Genomic DNA, 17,219 nt, shown 5'->3' with positions numbered 1-17,219 from the left:
GACGGGGACAGGGCGGTGGCCGGCGCGGCAGCGTCAGTGGTGGCGCCGGAGGTCCCGCACGCACGCGTGCGGGACCTCCGCCGTGCCCGCCTGCTTCTTCCCGGGGGCCCGGGTGGGCCGCACCGCGAGCGCACGAGCGGCGTCGAGGGCGACGGCGCCCCTCCGCACGGCGAGCCGCCCACGCTCGTCGGGGGTCAGGCCTACCGCGCCCGGCTGGCCGACCTGGTGGACGCCGCGCTCGAGGACCTGTGGGTGGCCGCCCACCAGCGACTCGGCCTCGTCGACGGCGGGGCCGCGCTCGCGGTCGTCGGGTCCCAGGGGCGGCGGGACGCCGGTCCTGTGTCCGACCTGGACGTCATGCTCGTGCACGACGGGCGCACGCTGACCGCCGAGGAGGTGGCCGCCCTCGCGAACGCGCTCTGGTACCCCGTCTGGGACGCCGGCCTCGACCTCGACCACTCCGTGCGCACGCTCGCCCAGTGCCGCCAGATCGCGTCGAAGGACCTCCCCGCCGCCGTCGGCCTGCTCGACCTGCGGCACGTGGCCGGCGACGCCGGCGTCGTGCACCGAGCCCGCGCGGCGGTCCTCGAGGACTGGCGCGGTGCCGCCCGGCGGCGGCTGCCCGAGCTCGTCGCGTCGACCCGGGTGCGGGCGGAGCGCAGCGGCGACCTCGCCTACCTCATCGAGCCCGATCTCAAGGAGGCGCGAGGCGGCATCCGGGACGCCGTCGTCGTCTCGGCTCTCGCCGCGACCTGGCTGACCGACCGGCCGCACGGGGACCTCGACCTCGCGCGGTCGCACCTGCTCGGGGTGCGGGACGCCCTCGCGCTCACCACCGGGCGCTCGACCAACCGCCTGCTCGCGGCCGACGCCGACGAGGTGGCGGCACGCTGCGGGTTCGGCGACCGCGACGACCTCCTGGCCTCGCTCGCGCAGGCGGCCCGGACGGTCGCGTACGCGCTCGACACCACCGTGCGCCACGCCCGGCAGGCGCTGCGGCGACCGGCGCCGTGGCGGGGACCGCGCGTCGTCCGCGGACGGCGGGTCCCGCCGCGGCTGCGCGCCGTCGCCGAGGGCCTCGTGGAGCACGACGGCGAGCTCGTGCTCGGTACCGACGCACGTCCCGGGGCCGACCCCCTGCTGTCGTTGCGCGCCGCGGCGACGTCGGCGCGCACCGGGCTCGCGCTCTCCCCGGTGACGGTGCGGAGCCTGACGGCGACCCCGCCGCTGCCTGAACCCTGGCCGCGGGCAGCCCGGACGTCGCTGCTGCACCTGCTCGGCAGCGGCGAGGCACAGATCGACGTCTGGGAGGCGCTCGACCTCGCGGGCGTCGTCACGACGTGGATCCCCGAGTGGGCTCAGGTGCGCAACCGACCGCAGCGCAACCCGGTGCACAGGTACACCGTGGACCGGCACCTGGTGCAGACCGTCGCGAACGTGGCGGACGTCGAGTCCGCACCCACCGACGCGGCGCACCGCGACCTGCTCCTGGTCGCCGCGCTGCTGCACGACATCGGCAAGGTGCGCGGGGCTCGGGACCACAGCGCGCGCGGTGCCGAGCTCGCCGGGCCGATCCTCGACCGGATGGGTTTCGAGCCGGCGGAACGCGACGTCGTCGTCCTGCTCGTCGCGCACCACCTCCTGCTCGCCGAGCTCGCGACGCGCGCCGACCCGGACGACCCCGACGTCGCCCGCGACGTCGTGCGCGCCGTCGACGGCCGCCCCGGAGGTCCTGCGGATGCTGCGGGCCCTGACGGAGGCTGACGCGCGGGCCGCGGGGGAGAAGGCGTGGACGCCGTGGCGGGAGCGGCTCGTGGACGCCCTGACGCAGCGGGTGGGCGTCGCCCTCGCGTTACCCTGAGGGCAGTTCCCCGACTCGAGCCGCGAGGTCACCACGTGTTCGCCACCCTGTCCGATCGCCTGAGCGCCGCCTTCTCGTCCCTGCGCGGCAAGGGCCGGCTCTCCGAGGCCGACATCGAGGCCACCGTCACCGAGATCCGGCGGGCGCTGCTCGACGCCGACGTGGCCCTGCCCGTCGTCCGGTCCTTCACGGCGACGGTGCGCGAGCGCGCGTCCTCGGCCGAGGTGTCCCGCGCGCTCAACCCGTCGCAGCAGATCGTCAAGATCGTCAACGAGGAGCTCACCCAGATCCTCGGCGGCTCCGCGCGGGAGCTCCGCTTCGCGAAGCGCCCGCCGACGGTCATCCTGCTCGCCGGCCTCCAGGGCGCGGGCAAGACGACGCTCGCGGGGAAGCTCGGCCACTGGCTGCGCAGCGAGGGGCACACCCCGCTGCTCGTGGCGGCGGACCTGCAGCGGCCGAACGCCGTCCAGCAGCTGCAGATCGTCGGCGAGAACGCCGGGGTGCCGGTGTGGGCGCCCGAGCCGGGCAACGGCACGGGCGACCCGGTCGCCGTCGCGCGCACCGGCGTCGCGCACGCGAAGGACCGGTACTACGACGTCGTCGTCGTCGACACCGCCGGCCGCCTCGGCGTCGACGCCGAGATGATGCGGCAGGCCGCGGACATCCGCGACGCCGTGAGCCCGGACGAGATCCTGTTCGTGGTCGACGCGATGATCGGTCAGGACGCGGTGACGACGGCGAACGCGTTCGCCGAGGGTGTCGGCTTCACCGGCGTCGTGCTCTCGAAGCTCGACGGCGACGCGCGTGGTGGCGCCGCGCTGTCCGTCGCCCAGGTCACCGGTGCGCCGGTGCTCTTCGCCTCGACCGGCGAGAAGGTGACGGACTTCGAGCGGTTCCACCCGGACCGCATGGCGTCGCGCATCCTCGACATGGGCGACGTCCTCACGCTCATCGAGCAGGCCGAGCGGGCGTTCGACGCCGATCAGGCCGAGGAGATGGCGAACAAGATCGCCGGTGACGGCGACTTCACGCTCGCCGACTTCCTCACCCAGATGCAGCAGATGAAGCAGCTGGGGTCGATGAAGAAGATGCTCGGCATGCTGCCGGGGATGGGGCAGATCCGCGAGCAGCTCGAGAACTTCGACGAGCGTGAGGTGGACCGCGTCGAGGCGATCGTGCGGTCCATGACGCCGGCCGAGCGCGAGAACCCGAAGATCCTCAACGGCTCGAGGCGGTCGCGGATCGCCCGCGGCTCGGGTACGACGGTGACCGAGATCAACCAGCTGCTCGACCGGTTCGACCAGGCGAAGACGATGATGCGGTCCATGGCGCGCAACGGCGGGCGTGGCATGCCGGGCGGGGTGCCCGGGATGGGCGGCCTCCCCGGGATGGGCGGCCTGCCGGGCGGCGGCAAGAAGTCGAAGGGGCGCATGGCCCCGCCGCCGAAGCGCGGGAAGAAGTCGCGCAGCGGCAACCCGGCCAAGCGGGCGGCCGAGGAGCGTGCGGCGGCGGAGCGCGCGACCGCGAAGCCGGCGGCGGGATCGGCGTTCGGCCTGCCCGCGGCCGAGGAGACGCCGAAGCTCGACCTGCCCGAAGGGCTCGACAAGTTCCTGCGTCGCTGACGCCGGTCCCGGCGATCTGAAAGCGATCTGCAAGGGGCCGCCGGCACGCTCGGAGGCATGAGCGAGTTCTCGGTCGATCCCGAAGCGCTGCGGCGGCTGGCCAACGGGCTGCGCCTCGGCGCCGACGCCGCGGCGGCCGCGCGATCGTACGCGGGCAGCTGGCTGCCCGGCGCCGGCGGCGACGGCGAGTGCTTCGGCCGGATCGACGGCGCCCGCGTCGGTGCGGCGGAGGCGACCGTGGCCGGGCTCGAGGGTCTCGGCCGCGCGCTCCTGGCCTCGGGCGACGAGCTGGATTCCAGCGCGGCGTACTACACCGACACCGATGCCGACCGGGCGGCGGAGCTCGACGACGACCTGGACGCTGTGCCGGCGGGCGGTGGGAACGGTGAGCAGTCTCGCGGCGCTTGAGCCGCCCGCCGAGCCGGGCATCGCGGCGGATCTCGTCGCCGTCGCCACCGGGCGCGGGAGCTGGCTCTCCTGGCTGGTGCCCGACCTCGTGCAACGGTTCCTCGGGATCGACCTCGAGAAGCCGACCAGGGACCGATTCGCCGGCGACTGGGCGGGTCTCGCCCGGGCCGGTGAGGCATTCTCCTCGCTCGGGGCGTTCCACACGACGCTCGCGGACGAGGTCGCCCAGGACACCAGCGACGTCGGTTCGGACTGGTCCGGGAACGCCGCGGAGGCGGCGCGCGCCTACCTGCGGGGTCTCGTCGACGCCGTCGAGGGTCGACGCCAGGTGCTGACCGAGGTCGGACGGCGGCTCGTCGACGTCGCGTGGTTCGTGAGCGACCGCGCGGAGCTGGTCGGCGCCCGGCGCGGGGACCTCGACGAGATCGATGCCGAGGCGGCACGCGTCGAGAACGACCTCCACGAGGCCGAGCGGGACGCCGACGGCCTCGACGCGGGCCGCGTCGAGGACCTGCGGCACCAGCTGGCGGAGCTCGAGACCCGCGGGGCGGCGGTCGCCGACGAGATCGCGCGGCTGTTCCGCGAGGTCGATGACGCCGTCACCGCAGCTCGCGACGCCGTCGCCGGCGTGACCGACGCGCTCGGCTCCGGACCGGGCGGGTACGACCACCCCTTCGCCGAGGCCGACCACGGGCAGGGCGGGGTTCCGGGCGACGCGCAGGGCGGGGTTCCGGGGCAGTCGGAGGGCGGCGGGCCGGGGGAGTCGGAGGCCGGTGTCTCCTCCGATTGAGCCAGGTTGGGCGCACCCGCTCCGCTCTGGCAGAATGACCCGCTGTACTCGGCGTGCCCGGCCCCTCTCTCCGTGCTCGCCGTGTCCCGAGGTTCGCCGTCGCACGCCCCACGTCGCAGCGCGCGCCTCACCCCATCGAACCAGGAGCAACCACCACAGTGGCCGTCAAGATCCGTCTCAAGCGTCTCGGCAAGATCCGGGCGCCGTACTACCGCGTCGTCGTCGCCGACTCCCGTACCCGTCGGGACGGGCGAGTCATCGAGGAGATCGGCAAGTACCACCCGACCGAGGACCCCTCGGTCATCGACATCGCCTCTGAGCGGGCCCAGTACTGGCTCGGCGTCGGCGCGCAGCCGACCGAGCAGGTGCTCGCCCTCCTCAAGGTCACCGGCGACTGGCAGAAGTTCAAGGGTCTCCCGGGCGCCGAGGGCACGCTGCGCGTCAAGGACGGCGCCGCTGCCGCGTCCCCCGACGCCGCCAAGGAGAAGGTCGCCGCGATCGAGGCCGAGGCCGAGAAGCACAAGGCGAAGGCCTCCGAGAAGAAGGCCGCTGCCGCCGCGTCGGCCGACGAGGCCGGCTCCGCCGCTGCCGACGACGCCGAGGGATCCGAGTCCTGATGCTCGCCGACGCGCTCGAGCACCTGGTGCGCGGGATCGTCGACAACCCGGACGACGTCCAGGTCTCCTCGCGCACGCTGCGACGCGGTGACCTGCTCGAGGTCCGTGTCCACGCCGACGACCTCGGGCGCGTGATCGGCCGTTCCGGTCGCACCGCCCGTGCCTTGCGCACCGTGGTCGGCGCGCTGGCCACCCAGCCCGTGCGGATCGACGTCGTCGACTCCCCGCGGCGCTGAACGCCTGACGAACGAGGCCCGCGTCCACCAGGACGCGGGCCTCGCTCGTCCCGCCACGCGACGTGGCTCGCCGCGCCGGCCGCGGTCGCGGCAGGATGGTCATGGTGGTTCCCACCGCGACGACAAGGAGTGCCGTGAGCAGCACCGATCAGGATGACGACGTCGTCCTCGCCAGGCTGGGCGCCGCGCTCGGCTTGCGCGGCGAGGTCCGCCTGACGGTCCGGACCGACGACGAGAACCGGCTCGCGCCGGGCACGAAGGTGCGGACCGACCCGCCGGCCGCCGGACCCCTCACGATCGCCCGGCTGCGCCGCACCGGCGCGGGGTACGTCATCGCGTTCGCCGAGATCGCCGACCGCACCGCCGCGGAGGCGCTGCGCGGCGTCGAGCTGGTCGCCGAGCCGCGCGTCGACGACGACGCCTGGTACCCGCGGGAGCTCGTGGGCCTGGAAGCCGTCACCCCGGACGGTCACGTGCTCGGCGAGGTGGTCGCCGTCGAGCACCCGCCCGCGCACGACGTGCTCGTGGTCGTCGAGCCGTCCGGCGCGCACGCGCTGGTCCCGTTCGTCACCGCCCTCGTGCCGAGCGTCGACGTCGCGGCAGGTCGCGTCGTCGTCGACCCGCCCGGAGGGCTCTTCATCGACCACCCGGCTGGCGCTGCCGACCTCGACGACGATGACTGACCCGGCTGCCGGGCCGACGGCGTCCGCCGCCCCGCGCATCGACGTCGTCACGATCTTCCCGGAGTACCTGCGTCCGCTGGAGCTCTCGCTCGTCGGGAAGGCACGCCGGGACGGGCTCCTCGACCTGCGGGTGCACGACCTGCGGGACGTCGCCACCGACCGCCACCGCACGGTCGACGACACGCCCTTCGGGGGCGGGGCGGGCATGGTGATGCGCCCGGACGTGTGGGGGCGCGCGATCGACGCCACGGGCCAGGCGCCGGGACCCGACGGCGGTCCGGAGGTGCGCGACGTCGTCCTCCTGGTGCCGACACCGTCCGGCACGCCGTTCACGCAGGCGATTGCCCACGAGCTCGCCGGCGCCGTGAGCGGCGCGGCCGGGCCACCCGCCAGGCTCGTGCTCGCGTGCGGGCGGTACGAGGGGATCGACGCACGCGTCGCGGAGCGGTACGCCGGCGAACCCGGCGTGACGGTGCGGGAGGTGTCGATCGGGGACTACGTGCTCAACGGCGGTGAGGCGGCGGCCCTCGTCGTGGTCGAGGCGGTGGTGCGACTGCTGCCCGGCGTCGTCGGGAACCCGGAGTCGCTGGTCGAGGAGTCGTTCGGCGACGCCGGACTGCTCGAGTACCCCGTCTACACGAAGCCACCCTCGTGGGTCGGCCTGGACGTGCCCGAGGTCCTGCGGTCCGGGCACCACGGGGCCGTCGCCCGGTGGCGCCGGGACGCGGCCCTCGTGCGCACGGCTGAGCGACGGCCGGACCTCGTCGAGTCGCTCGACGTCGACCGGCTCGACGCGCGCGACCGTGACGTGCTCGACGGCGCCGGGTACGCCGTCGTCGGGCAGAGGGTGCGACGTCGGCCGAGCATCCGGGCCGCGGCCTCCACCGACGCGGCGGCGCTCGCCGACCTCGCGGCAGCGACGTTCCCGCTCGCGTGCCCGCCCGACACCACGCTCGGTTCCGCCCGAGCCTTCGTCGCGGAGCACCTCAGCGCGGAACGGTTCAGCGCCTACCTCCGGGATCCCGACCGCACCGTGCTCGTGGCCGAGGATGCCACCGGGCTCGTCGGGTACACGATGCTCGTGGCCGGCGAACCGTACGACGCCCACGTGGCGGAGCTCGTCATCGACCGCCCCACGATCGAGCTGAGCAAGTGCTACGCCCTGCCGCGGATGCACGGCACCGGGACCTCCCGGCTGCTCATCGACGCGAGCCTGGACGCGGCGCGCTCGGGCGGCGCCCGCTCCGTGTGGCTCGGCGTCAACCAGCAGAACGCGCGAGCGCGCGCCTTCTACGCGAAGGCGGGGTTCGACGTCGTCGGCACGAAGACGTTCCAGGTGGGGGAGCGCCTCGAGGACGACTACGTGCTGGTCCGGCAGCTGCCCTGACCGCGGGCGCACGCCCGGATTCGTCCGCCACGCGAGCGCTGTGGCAGACTGGTCCGCTGGGCGTCGCACCGCGCGGTTCTGCCACAGGGGAACCTCGATCAGGCGTGCACGACGTCCCGTCACGCGACAACCAGCTTCGCGGCCCTGCCCTCGGGCGCCCGGCCGCCACGATGAGCACGTGACCTGTGGCACGTGCGGGAAGAGAACCCATGCAGACCCTGGACCCCGTCGACGCCGCCTCGCTCCGCGACGACGTCCCCGCCTTCCGGCCCGGTGACACCCTCAAGGTGCACGTCAAGGTCGTCGAGGGCGCCCGCTCCCGCATCCAGGTGTTCCAGGGCGTCGTCATCGCCCGCGCCGGTGGCGGTGTGCGTGAGACGTTCACGATCCGCAAGGTGAGCTTCGGCGTCGGCGTCGAACGCATCTTCCCGGTCCACTCGCCGTCCATCGACCACATCGAGGTCGTGACCCGCGGTGACGTGCGACGCGCCAAGCTGTACTACCTGCGCTCCCTGCGCGGCAAGGCTGCGAAGATCAAGGAGAAGCGCGAGACGCCGGTCGGCTGACCGCGCCGCGGCAGCCGATCGGGAGGACGCACGTGACCAAGGAGCACGCCGCGGAGCAGACGGCGCCGCCTGACCACGGCGCGCCGGGTGCTGAGCGCCGTGGAGGCAAGGCGTCCTCCGCGCTCCGCGAGACGGTCATCGTGCTCGTCAGCGCGCTCGTCCTGTCGCTGCTGATCAAGACGTTCCTCGCGCAGGCGTTCTACATCCCGTCGGGGTCGATGCAGACGACGCTCGACATCGGGGACCGGGTGCTCGTCAACAAGCTCGCACCCGGCCCGTTCGACGTGAACCGCGGCGACGTCGTCGTGTTCGTCGACCCGGGCGGCTGGCTGCCGCCGACCGTGGAGGAGGAGTCCTCACCGGCGGCGGAGGCCGTGCAGCGCGGGCTCGAGTTCATCGGCCTGCTCCCGGCCGACTCCGGGAACCACCTCGTGAAGCGGCTCATCGGGATGCCGGGCGACCACGTCGTGTGCTGCGACCCCGAGGGACGCATCACGATCAACGGGGAGGCGATCGAGGAGCCGTACGTCATCGCCGGCGCCGCACCGAGCAACGACCCGTTCGACGTCGTCGTCCCCGACGACCACGTGTTCGTGCTCGGGGACAACCGGCCGGACTCCAAGGACTCGCGGTACAACCCCGGGAGCCCGGGCGGCGGGATGGTGCCGATCCGCAACATCGTCGGCGTGGCCTTCGTCACGATCTGGCCGGTCGACCGCTGGACCCTGCTGAGCAACCCCGGCGAGACCTTCGCCGACGTCCCCGACCCGAGCTGAGCACCGTGTCGGCGCGGACGACGAGACGCTCGGCGGGGAGCACCCGGCGGCTCGCGCCGTCCCGCGCGTTCGAGCGCGAGCTCGCCGAGAGCGTGCCGGGCGGGCTCGTGGCCGGGATGGACGAGGTGGGGCGCGGGTGCCTGGCCGGGCCGGTGTCGGTCGGCGTCGTCGTGGTCGGTCCGGCGACCGGGCGCACGCCCGCGGGCCTACGGGACTCCAAGCTCCTCACCCCGGCCGCGCGAGAACGGCTCGTGCCGCCGGTGCGCCGGTGGGCATTCGCGTCGGCGGTGGCGCACGCGAGCGCTGCGGAGATCGACGAGATCGGGATCATCGCCGCGCTGCGGCTCGCCGGACACCGCGCCCTCGGGTCGCTCGCCGCTGACGGCGTCGTCCCCGGCGCGCTCATCCTCGACGGCTCCCACGACTGGCTGACCCCGCCCCAGCCCGACCTCTTCGAGGCGCTCGAGCCGCCCGTCGCGCCCACGGCGTTCGTCCCGCCGGTACGGATGCGCGTGAAGGCCGACCTCACGTGCTCGGTCGTCGCGGCCGCCAGCGTGCTCGCCAAGTGCGAGAGGGACGGGCTCATGCGCGTCCTGCACGACGACCACCCCGACTTCGACTGGGCGTCGAACAAGGGGTACGCCGCGCCGGAGCACCTGGCGGCACTGCGCGAGCTCGGGCCGACGGTGCTGCACCGCCGCAGCTGGCGGCTCCCCGGCACCGGCGAGGATGCTCTGCTGGGCGTCGATCCGGACGACGCCGTCGAGCCTGCCGACGCCGGCGACCGCGCCGCGCTCTCCCTCGAACCGGGCATGATGGTGCCGTGAGCGCCGAGGACCTCGAGAACTACGAGACCGACATGGAGCTCGCGCTCTATCGCGAGTACCGCGACGTCGTCGGCCTCTTCGCCTACGTCGTCGAGACCGAGCGACGGTTCTACCTGGCGAACCAGGTCGACCTGCAGGTGCGGTCCGCGGGCGGCGAGGTGTTCTTCGAGCTGACCCTGCAGGACGCCTGGGTGTGGGACGTGTACCGGTCCGCCCGGTTCGTCAAGCAGGTCCGCGTGGTGACGTTCAAGGACGTCAACGTCGAGGAGCTCGCGAAGGCGGAGCTCGAGCTGCCCTGACCTCGCGCGGGCGGCCACCGGTTGTCCCCAGGCGCGGCACGGCAGCCGCGGCCGAGCGCTGTCCACATCCTCGCCACCGACCCCTGACCTGCCCTGCGACCGTGGGCGCCAGGAGGTGGGGACATGCGCGCGAAGGACGCGATCGGCGCCTATGGCGAACGTGTGGCGGGGCGCTGGCTGGAGGCCGAGGGCCTCGAGGTGGTGGAGCGCAACTGGCGGTGCCCCGACGGCGAGCTGGATCTCGTGGCTCGCGACGGCGAGACGCTGGTCTTCGTCGAGGTCAAGACCCGGTCCTCGCTCGCGTTCGGACACCCCGGTGAGGCCGTCACGCGGCTCAAGCTGGCGCGGCTGCGGCGTCTGGCGGCGCGCTGGCTCGCCGAGCACGACGCGCACGCCCGTGAGGTGCGGATCGACGTCGTCGCCGTGCTGCGCACGCGTGCGGGCGCGGCGCGAGTGGAGCACCTGCGTGGGGTCGGCTGATGCGGCTCGGGAGGACGTGGTCGACGGCGCTCGTCGGCTTGCGTGGGCACGTGGTGGAGGTGGAGGCACATCTCGCGGCGGGGTTGCCGGCGTTCACGCTCGTCGGGCTCCCTGACGCGTCGCTGGGCGAGGCACGGGAGCGGGTGCGCGCGGCGGTGACGTCGTGCGGCATCGCGTGGCCGAACCGGCGTGCCACGGTGAACCTGGCGCCCGCATCGTTGCCGAAGGGCGGTCCCACGTTCGACCTGTCAAGTCAAGGAGTACGACGTGTCTAGATCGCGATGCGCCATAGGTGCATCTCTGTCGTGCGCGTCGCGCTACCTCGCGCGCTCTCGCCGTGGCTCGCCGTGCGACCGCGACATCTCGCCCGCGCCGGCACGTTGTCGCGCGCGTCGACCCCCCTGGGGTATGCCCCTCCCCCCGGCCCGAGCTCCCCGATCGTCCCGCATATGACGAGCGGGCGGGCGAGGGCTGAAATGCTGCTCCGTCCCGAGGCCCTACGTGGCTACGTCGGCGTTCATGGCCGCTGTGAGCGCGTCGAACACGATGTCGACGGTCGTGACTCCGGACGGGGAACGTGCCGCATCCCCGGGGGATCGCCGGCCGGTGAGAGCCTCGACGCTTCCGATGGCTTGCCGGACCGGCGTCGAGGCGACGAGCTTCGCCCTGGCACAGGCGGTTAGCAGCGCTACGGTGCTCGCATCGACGTCGGTCTCGTAGACGACCGTCTTGCCCTTACCGTCCTGTAGTGCGGCCCACTTCGTGAAGGCATCGAGCAAGGCGCGGTAGTCCGCGACCTTCTGCTCGCGGATGCCTGCCGCGTCGACTCGATCCGCATCCCGGGTGCGCTCTCGCTCGGCACGCTGCGCGTTCCGGTCGTTGACGTACACCGTCGCCCACACTCCAGACACGCCGAGGATGCCAGCGACCACGATGCCGATCCAGTCCATGAAGGCATCATGGCCCGACGACGAGGAGCGCGCGGCCCTGTCGCACCTGCGGGGTTGGCTGCGGGTGAATCCCTTGTGCGCAGAGGGTGAAGTGGCGCGCGATCGGCTGCTGACGGTGTACGCCTGCCGTACGGTAGGCGTGGCACCGACGTACGGACGTGCCCATGCGCTAGACACGTGGTAGCCGACCAAGGAGGGGAGTCCCGTGGCCACAGTTCACGATGTTGCCGCTCACATCCTCGCCAAGCAGGGCGGCATGACGGCGATGAAGCTGCAGAAGCTCGTGTACTACTCGTACGCCTGGCACCTGGTGTGGGAGGAGCGCGAGTTGTTTGACGCGCCCATCCAAGCATGGGCGAACGGGCCGGTCATCTACGACCTGTACCGGCACCATCGGGGTCAGTTCCACGTGAGTACATGGCCGCTCGGTGACGCGGAGGCACTCGACACCGGCGAACGCGAGAGCATCGACATCGTCCTCGGCTTCTATAGCGACAAGACGGCGCACGAGTTGAGCGAGTTGACGCACAGCGAGGCGCCCTGGCAAGACGCCCGCGGTGACCTCCCGGCGGGATCGCGTAGTAGTACGCAGATCACGACGACGAGCATCTTCGACTACTACGACTCGCTTACACACGCGGCCGCTGAGCGTGTCTAGTGGCCCGCAATCGGCCCAAGCGGGTCGGTCCTGTTCCGCCCGGCGGTTGGGGCAATGGCCGGAAGCAGCCGCAGCAGGCGACACAGGCGACGGTGGCCAAGACACCGCGCGCTCTCGACGTGGACCATGCAGAAGTCCTGTCGCGACGCATGGTGTGGCGATTCGCCGATCTCGACGATGATGGCCGGTGGTCACTGAGTGCTGCCCAGCCCAGCGCGATGCGCGATGTGCTGTCGAAGATGCGGTCATTCGAAACGATGCTTCTCGGCGAGCTCTTCCGGGGCGAGCACGGCAAGCGATACCCGATCGAAGTCCTCTGCTCTGACGCCCAGCGGCGCCTTGAGGAGCTCGAGAAGGACGATGAGACCGAGGTCGTCCGTCTCAGGTGTGGAGGCAAGGAGCGCTTGTATGGGCTGCTCCGCGACCACGTCTTCCACGTGCTGTGGTGGGATCCCGAGCACGAAGTTTGTCCGTCAGTGCTACGGAACACCTGACGCCTCTCGACGCGCCCCGTCGATGTCCGGGTGACCCGGATCGCGCAAGGACGCGAACAGGTCCACGCCTGCGGTGCCGTGAAGCGGGCTGCCCTCGTGGGAGGCCACCCATCCATCCAGAGACTCGCGTGTGAGCGTCCGGGCAGGGGACTCGAGCTGGGGCCGGCTTGGTCGGGCCGACGACGCAGCCTCACGAGTGGTCCCGGTAGCCGTAGGGGGCACGCATCGACCGCGGCGCTGACCACGAAAGTAGCCGCCCTCGCCGTCCTCGTTCGCCTCCGGACCTCAGAGCCGTCGACGAGGGGGCGGATTTGCAGGAATCTGCGGCTCCTGGCGTGTCATTGGGCATCCGTGGTCCCGTCTGCCAGCCCTGTCCAGACCTCGGCGGCTTCGACGGGGTCCACGCTGCGTCCACCTGACGCCATGCATGCGAGCAGGCGCAACACCACGGCGCGCCGATGGAGGACGTCGTCATGCGCGTGCGCGTCCACCCATGCGTCGAGCGTTTCGACGGTGAGCGGGTCAGGTAGCGGGTCGAGCTGGCCACGCCGGGGCGCGTGACGCCATCTCACGGCATCCTCCGTGCGTTGTAGGCGCCTCGGGCGGCTCCGCGGCGCTGTGGTCGACTCATCCGGTCGTCCTCGTCCACGCCTTCGGGCAGGCGGAGGGAGGCGAGCAGACGGGCCAGCACGATGTTCTGGAGCCGCTGCTCGGTCAGCAGGGGGTTGGCGACGCGGTCGCCGCGGGAGTTGACGACGGTGAGGTCGGCGTCGCGCGCCTCGAGGTTGAGCTTGTCGAGGATGTCGGCGGTGCGGCATGCCTGCGTGAGCAGCAGCTCCTCGTGGGGGCCGAGGTCGAGGTCGACGACGATGGCGCGCCAGAGCTTCCGGCCGGCGGTGCCGAGCCCGCTGGGCGCCTTCGGTGGCGGTGGCGGGGGAGCGATGTCCACGGGTTCTCCTCGGAGGTTGATGTGGTGGGCCGCCGTGCCCGCGGGCGGTCAACGCGCGGGCACGGCGACGGTCTGTGGTCAGCTCGAGAGGGCGCCGGGGCCGTGCTCGGCGACGCGCTCGGCCTCGGACCGCGTCATGTGCCCTGGCGAGTAGGTGCCGCCGTCGCCGCGCATTGTGCGCCGGTCCAGCCGCCCCGGCGGGAGCTGGACGCCGCGGGTGTGGTCGCTGTACTTGAAACCTTCGGCCCGCTCGACCTCCCACAAGGCGACGTAGCTCGACGTGTAGCCGCCGCGCGCCGCGAACTCGCGAGCGACCCCTTCGCGCGAGGTTCGATCCACGTCGCGGGGCGTCGCGATCCGATCGGCATCGAACTCCGCGGCCATGGACTCCCACGTGAGCGCGGCCTTCTCGAGCGCGTCACGGACCTTGCGGTCGGCAGCGAGCCCGCCCACGCGGAGCCCGTCCTGGCCCGCGAACTTCGCGAACCGCCGCCGCTCGGCGAGCGCGTGCCGGATGGCGCCCTGGGCCGCCGCGAGCGCCGTCAGCGCGTCCGCGTGGGCGGCCCCGAGGCCCTCGCGGGTCGCCTCCCGCCAGGCCGGCATCGCGTCGGCGATCGCGGCGTCGAGCTTGCGGCGTGCCGTGCGGGCGACGTCGAGGGCGCGCGCCAGGTCGCCGTCGGCGACGATCGTGGCGCGCTCGTGGTCCCAGACCTCGAACTCGCGGCCCTGGCGGACGTCGTCCACCGCCTCGGCCCTGGCGCGCTCGGTCTTGACGTCGAGGAAGCGGCGGCGCCGGACGGCCTCGTGGACCTCGTCCACGGTGGCTCGGAGGGCGGCGTACGCCTTCTGCACGGCGGGCGTCGGGGGAAGGTCGGGCGCCTCGGTCGGCTCCCAGCCGGTCTGCTCGCGCTCCGGCCGCAGGTCGATCAGACGGACGGCGGCGGCCTCAGCCTGCGCCGTCGTGGTCGGGCGGAAGCCGCCGCCCGGAGCGATCGCCGCGTCTTCGTTGCTGGCCAAGATGCGGGCGGCGTCCGCGACGGTGCCGGCCTCGGTGTTGGTGTTCTGCTCAGACATGGTGAATCTCCTTGGTGGTTGGGTTCGTGCTGGGGTCGGTGGCGGGTAAGACGAGGCGCCAGGCGCCGACTTCGTCCTCGGGTACGAGGCGCTGCACGCCGACGGGGTCGGCGACGAGCCAGCAGGGCCACAGGCGAGCGAGGACGGTGGCGAGGTCGCCGTTCGGCGTGACGTAGGTCGCGTCGCGCTGGAGCGGGGTCACGAGGCGGCCCTCCTCTGCGCGAGTCGGACCGCCTGCAGGTCGTCGGCGATCGCGGCGGAGAGCGAGCGGTCGGCCCGGTCCCTGCGGTCCCTGTGGGGCCTCTCGCGGCGCGTGGTGTCGTCCTCCCGGCAGGGGAATCCGCAGCGGGCGCCGCACTCGCTGCAGTAGACCTCCCACACCCTGGGGCCGTGCTGGACGTGGAAGGCGGCCACGGCGCGCTCCAGCGCTCTCAGGAGCCGGTGATCCCTGACGGCTCCGGCCACGAGAGGCACACCCCCAGCGGCGGGCACCCGGCCGGCGTCGACACCTGCGACCCACTGCCGGGCTAGGGCTGCGAGGCCGCTGTCGGGGTGCTCGGTCTGCTCGATCAGCCACGCTGCGAACGACTTCATGACGACCTCCGGACACTGCGGGGGAGCGCCGCGAGGTCGCGCCGTACCTGCGCGTCGCGGGCGATGGGCCAACGCTTGACGCGCGGCACGTGTGGGCCGTGGAGCTTCGGGGCGAGCCAGCGCTGACTGCACTCGCGCGTCGGAGGCGCGCCACAGGTCGGGCAGGTGATCGACAGCGGGCCGAGCTCCTCGAACGCTGCCCTGCGCCACTCGACGGCAGCAGCGACCACTGTCGCGAGGACGCGCTGAGGCGCTCCGAGCTCCAACAGCGTCCCGCGAAGCTCGCGCGGCCCGGCGTCCAGGTCGATGCGGCCTCGGACGATCCCCTCGCGCACTACGCGGGCCACGCCATGAAGCGCGGGGTCGTCGGTGTAGGCGATGAAGCGGGCGAAGGTGTTCATGCTTCGTCCTCTCGGTAGGTTCGAGTGGAAGTACCCGCCGAACCTCCGAACCTCCTATAGGGGAGGTTCGGTAGGTTCGAAGGTGCCGACGGGTAGGTTTTCGGCAGGTTCGGTAGGTTCATGCGTCCCCCTCCAACTTCGCCGCGACGAGGACGGGGTCGGCGAGCTTGTACGTCATGCCGCCTCCGCGGCCGGAGCGCTTGTCGGCGACGACCACACCCAGCCCAGCGAGGCGTTCTCGAGCGCGCGTGAACGGCCCCGATGTCGGCTTGCCGGCCTCTCGGTAGAGGTCCGCACCGGAGAGTCCCTCGGCGTGGCTCAGAAGGATGCGCTGGATGGTCACCATGTGCTCCGATTCCTCGCGCACGGCCTTCGCCTGCCGGCGGCTCCCAGCCCCCGTGAGCGAGAGGGCTCGAGTCCTCGGGTCGAATGACAGCGCGTCTTCCTCGACCTCGACGTCGCGCCCGAACGCTGAGAAGTACCGCGTACTGTCGTCGCCGTCCGCGTCTCGACGAAGCGTGATGATCGAGTCCGGCCAGTCCTCGAGAGCCGACGAGCCTCGAGAGCGCTCGCCGTTCCATCCCGTGTGGGCCGTCAGGATGAGGTCCGTGGCACCGACCTCCCCGCGGACGAACACGTCGAGGTCGGTCAGGAACCGGCCGACCTCCGCGGCGTCGTTCTCACTTGCGCCACGGAAGGCGCGAGTGAAGGTGTCGACGACCACGACCTCGGTCTCGCGCTCCCGCAGCGAGCGGGCGAGCTGCTCTCGCTCCTCCGGATGTACGAGCGGGTTCAGGCGTCCGCGCAGGTGTACCGGCAGAAGGCGGCTCGCGTCGACGCCGACCTCAGAAGCCCAGAGGTTGAACGTGTCGCGCGAGACCTCGAAATTGAGGAACGCCACCGCTCCCGACACGGGCGCGACATCGAATCGGCCCAGGAACGGACAACCTTCCAGGATCGAGCGGACGGCGTTGAGAGCAAGGGTCGTCTTGCCGGTCTTCCGCTGCGCCGACAGCAGGGTCGAGCCGTCCGCGGCCACGAGTCCGCCTATGCGCCAGCGCGCCGGAGCGGGCCGTTCGAGCTGATGCGCGAGAGTGGTGACGTCCAGCGGCTCGCTGGCACGCTCCGCTGTCTCGATGCGCAAACGCTCCGTCGCGGTCTTGCGGATCCGGAGGCGACGAAGTTCGTGCTCGACCTCTGCCTCGAACGGGTCGAGGAGTGGTGAGCCGATGGCCGGCAGGCTTGCCGAGCCCTCGAGCTCGCGCATCCACGCCGCCGGGTCGTCATGACCGGCGGGATACCGGCTGTAGATGTCAGCGAGGATCGTCTCCGGCGCCTTCCGGAACGTCTCGGGGTGCTCGCACCGCTCGACCGCGCGCGTGAACAGGATCCACGCCTCGTCCAGCGTCACGTTGCGCGCCCGAAGCGACGCGGCGTAGCTCTTGAGCACGTCGTGGCGCTGACCGTCGGGAATGGACTCGGGCAGCACGAACCGCTCCCTGTCGCGAGAGGCGGTAGCCGTCCGCTTCGTGACACGACTGAGCAGC

Annotated in this window: 23 protein-coding genes and 2 pseudogenes; 18 read left to right on the top strand and 7 right to left on the bottom strand. The window is 72.6% G+C overall.

Annotated elements, in window-relative coordinates:
* Nucleotides 1-15 precede the first annotated feature (15 nt).
* The 16 genes and pseudogenes from BCAV_RS12810 to BCAV_RS12745 form a co-directional block, all read left to right on the top strand.
* A complete protein-coding gene (locus BCAV_RS12810) occupies nt 16-1,764 on the top strand; it encodes a [protein-PII] uridylyltransferase family protein (RefSeq protein WP_015883031.1) in 1,749 nt (582 codons plus the stop codon).
* Entirely contained in the window at nt 1,739-1,861 is a 123-nt protein-coding gene (locus BCAV_RS23585; RefSeq protein ID WP_342616136.1) for a hypothetical protein, read from the top strand. The genes BCAV_RS12810 and BCAV_RS23585 overlap by 26 nt, the downstream gene beginning before the upstream one ends.
* A 35-nt stretch (nt 1,862-1,896) precedes the next feature.
* On the top strand, nt 1,897-3,483 hold the full coding sequence (gene ffh, locus BCAV_RS12805; RefSeq protein WP_015883030.1) for a signal recognition particle protein: 1,587 nt from the start codon (nt 1,897-1,899) through the stop codon (nt 3,481-3,483).
* A gap of 57 nt (nt 3,484-3,540) precedes the next feature.
* Nucleotides 3,541-3,891 (top strand): hypothetical protein, encoded by a 351-nt coding sequence (locus BCAV_RS12800; RefSeq protein ID WP_015883029.1) that lies wholly within the window; start codon nt 3,541-3,543, stop codon nt 3,889-3,891.
* Nucleotides 3,869-4,681: a hypothetical protein gene (locus BCAV_RS12795; protein ID WP_015883028.1), complete on the top strand. Its 813-nt coding sequence runs from the start codon at nt 3,869-3,871 to the stop codon at nt 4,679-4,681. The genes BCAV_RS12800 and BCAV_RS12795 overlap by 23 nt, the downstream gene beginning before the upstream one ends.
* Before the next feature lie 158 nt (nt 4,682-4,839).
* Nucleotides 4,840-5,298 (top strand): 30S ribosomal protein S16, encoded by a 459-nt coding sequence (gene rpsP, locus BCAV_RS12790; RefSeq protein WP_015883027.1) that lies wholly within the window; start codon nt 4,840-4,842, stop codon nt 5,296-5,298.
* A complete protein-coding gene (locus BCAV_RS12785) occupies nt 5,298-5,534 on the top strand; it encodes an RNA-binding protein (RefSeq protein ID WP_015883026.1) in 237 nt (78 codons plus the stop codon). The genes rpsP and BCAV_RS12785 overlap by 1 nt, the downstream gene beginning before the upstream one ends.
* Before the next feature lie 134 nt (nt 5,535-5,668).
* Nucleotides 5,669-6,217 (top strand): ribosome maturation factor RimM, encoded by a 549-nt coding sequence (gene rimM, locus BCAV_RS12780; protein ID WP_015883025.1) that lies wholly within the window; start codon nt 5,669-5,671, stop codon nt 6,215-6,217.
* Nucleotides 6,210-7,067 (top strand): annotated as a pseudogene (gene trmD / locus BCAV_RS23425) (tRNA (guanosine(37)-N1)-methyltransferase TrmD); the annotation flags it as partial. The gene rimM and the pseudogene trmD, both read left to right, overlap by 8 nt.
* Nucleotides 7,065-7,604, top strand: a complete 540-nt coding sequence (locus BCAV_RS23420) for a GNAT family N-acetyltransferase (protein WP_425358489.1) — start codon at nt 7,065-7,067, stop codon at nt 7,602-7,604. The pseudogene trmD and the gene BCAV_RS23420, both read left to right, overlap by 3 nt.
* 209 nt (nt 7,605-7,813) lie before the next feature.
* Entirely contained in the window at nt 7,814-8,170 is a 357-nt protein-coding gene (rplS, locus tag BCAV_RS12770) for a 50S ribosomal protein L19 (protein ID WP_015883023.1), read from the top strand.
* 32 nt (nt 8,171-8,202) lie between these two features.
* Nucleotides 8,203-8,946, top strand: coding sequence for a signal peptidase I (lepB, locus tag BCAV_RS12765; protein ID WP_015883022.1), 744 nt, complete (start codon nt 8,203-8,205; stop codon nt 8,944-8,946).
* Nucleotides 8,947-8,951: 5 nt separating this feature from the next.
* Nucleotides 8,952-9,773: a ribonuclease HII gene (locus tag BCAV_RS12760; RefSeq protein WP_015883021.1), complete on the top strand. Its 822-nt coding sequence runs from the start codon at nt 8,952-8,954 to the stop codon at nt 9,771-9,773.
* Nucleotides 9,770-10,072 (top strand): DUF2469 domain-containing protein, encoded by a 303-nt coding sequence (locus BCAV_RS12755; protein ID WP_015883020.1) that lies wholly within the window; start codon nt 9,770-9,772, stop codon nt 10,070-10,072. Before BCAV_RS12760 ends, BCAV_RS12755 begins: the two co-directional genes overlap by 4 nt.
* 123 nt (nt 10,073-10,195) lie before the next feature.
* A complete protein-coding gene (locus tag BCAV_RS12750) occupies nt 10,196-10,552 on the top strand; it encodes a YraN family protein (RefSeq protein ID WP_015883019.1) in 357 nt (118 codons plus the stop codon).
* Nucleotides 10,552-10,803 (top strand): annotated as a pseudogene (locus BCAV_RS12745) (magnesium chelatase domain-containing protein); the annotation flags it as partial. The gene BCAV_RS12750 and the pseudogene BCAV_RS12745, both read left to right, overlap by 1 nt.
* Before the next feature lie 246 nt (nt 10,804-11,049).
* On the opposite strand, the gene BCAV_RS12740 reads toward BCAV_RS12745, so the two are convergent.
* Nucleotides 11,050-11,502, bottom strand: coding sequence for a hypothetical protein (locus BCAV_RS12740; protein WP_015883018.1), 453 nt, complete (start codon nt 11,500-11,502; stop codon nt 11,050-11,052).
* A 205-nt stretch (nt 11,503-11,707) separates the two neighbouring features.
* Between BCAV_RS12740 and BCAV_RS12735 the strand changes: the two genes are divergently transcribed.
* Together BCAV_RS12735 and BCAV_RS12730 are read left to right on the top strand one after the other, a co-directional pair.
* Nucleotides 11,708-12,160 (top strand): Panacea domain-containing protein, encoded by a 453-nt coding sequence (locus BCAV_RS12735; protein WP_015883017.1) that lies wholly within the window; start codon nt 11,708-11,710, stop codon nt 12,158-12,160.
* Nucleotides 12,161-12,252: 92 nt separating this feature from the next.
* Entirely contained in the window at nt 12,253-12,654 is a 402-nt protein-coding gene (locus BCAV_RS12730; RefSeq protein WP_144016774.1) for a hypothetical protein, read from the top strand.
* Nucleotides 12,655-13,222: 568 nt separating this feature from the next.
* On the opposite strand, the gene BCAV_RS12720 is transcribed toward BCAV_RS12730, so the two are convergent.
* The 6 genes from BCAV_RS12720 to BCAV_RS12695 form a co-directional block, all read right to left on the bottom strand.
* Nucleotides 13,223-13,603, bottom strand: coding sequence for a hypothetical protein (locus BCAV_RS12720; protein ID WP_015883015.1), 381 nt, complete (start codon nt 13,601-13,603; stop codon nt 13,223-13,225).
* A 78-nt stretch (nt 13,604-13,681) separates the two neighbouring features.
* A complete protein-coding gene (locus tag BCAV_RS12715; RefSeq protein ID WP_015883014.1) occupies nt 13,682-14,677 on the bottom strand; it encodes a hypothetical protein in 996 nt (331 codons plus the stop codon).
* Nucleotides 14,670-14,879 (bottom strand): hypothetical protein, encoded by a 210-nt coding sequence (locus tag BCAV_RS12710; RefSeq protein ID WP_015883013.1) that lies wholly within the window; start codon nt 14,877-14,879, stop codon nt 14,670-14,672. Before BCAV_RS12710 ends, BCAV_RS12715 begins: the two co-directional genes overlap by 8 nt.
* A complete protein-coding gene (locus BCAV_RS12705; protein ID WP_015883012.1) occupies nt 14,876-15,271 on the bottom strand; it encodes a hypothetical protein in 396 nt (131 codons plus the stop codon). The genes BCAV_RS12710 and BCAV_RS12705 overlap by 4 nt, the downstream gene beginning before the upstream one ends.
* The gene (locus BCAV_RS12700; protein ID WP_015883011.1) at nt 15,268-15,672 is read right to left on the bottom strand and encodes a zinc finger domain-containing protein; all 405 of its coding nucleotides are present in this window, start codon (nt 15,670-15,672) and stop codon (nt 15,268-15,270) included. Before BCAV_RS12700 ends, BCAV_RS12705 begins: the two co-directional genes overlap by 4 nt.
* Before the next feature lie 118 nt (nt 15,673-15,790).
* Nucleotides 15,791-17,161 carry an ATP-binding protein gene (locus BCAV_RS12695; protein ID WP_043347160.1) on the bottom strand — a complete coding sequence of 457 codons (1,371 nt, stop codon included), beginning with the start codon at nt 17,159-17,161 and terminating at the stop codon, nt 15,791-15,793.
* Nucleotides 17,162-17,219: the final 58 nt, after the last annotated feature.

Origin of the sequence: Beutenbergia cavernae DSM 12333 (assembly GCF_000023105.1) — a bacterium.
Taxonomy (GTDB): domain Bacteria; phylum Actinomycetota; class Actinomycetes; order Actinomycetales; family Beutenbergiaceae; genus Beutenbergia; species Beutenbergia cavernae.
The sequence above is the reverse complement of the archived record's forward strand: the minus strand, read 5'-3'. Positions and strand labels throughout refer to the sequence as shown.

What these genes read in the sequence shown, in the direction of transcription:
- BCAV_RS23585 (WP_342616136.1), top strand. Translation starts at nt 1,739, where the DNA reads ATGCTGCGGGCCCTGACGGAGGCTGACGCGCGGGCCGCGGGGGAGAAG.
- BCAV_RS12800 (WP_015883029.1), top strand. Translation starts at nt 3,541, where the DNA reads ATGAGCGAGTTCTCGGTCGATCCCGAAGCGCTGCGGCGGCTGGCCAAC.
- BCAV_RS12785 (WP_015883026.1), top strand. Translation starts at nt 5,298, where the DNA reads ATGCTCGCCGACGCGCTCGAGCACCTGGTGCGCGGGATCGTCGACAAC.
- rplS (WP_015883023.1), top strand. Translation starts at nt 7,814, where the DNA reads ATGCAGACCCTGGACCCCGTCGACGCCGCCTCGCTCCGCGACGACGTC.
- BCAV_RS12750 (WP_015883019.1), top strand. Translation starts at nt 10,196, where the DNA reads ATGCGCGCGAAGGACGCGATCGGCGCCTATGGCGAACGTGTGGCGGGG.
- BCAV_RS12740 (WP_015883018.1), bottom strand. Translation starts at nt 11,502, where the DNA reads ATGGACTGGATCGGCATCGTGGTCGCTGGCATCCTCGGCGTGTCTGGA.
- BCAV_RS12715 (WP_015883014.1), bottom strand. Translation starts at nt 14,677, where the DNA reads ATGTCTGAGCAGAACACCAACACCGAGGCCGGCACCGTCGCGGACGCC.
- BCAV_RS12705 (WP_015883012.1), bottom strand. Translation starts at nt 15,271, where the DNA reads ATGAAGTCGTTCGCAGCGTGGCTGATCGAGCAGACCGAGCACCCCGAC.
- BCAV_RS12700 (WP_015883011.1), bottom strand. Translation starts at nt 15,672, where the DNA reads ATGAACACCTTCGCCCGCTTCATCGCCTACACCGACGACCCCGCGCTT.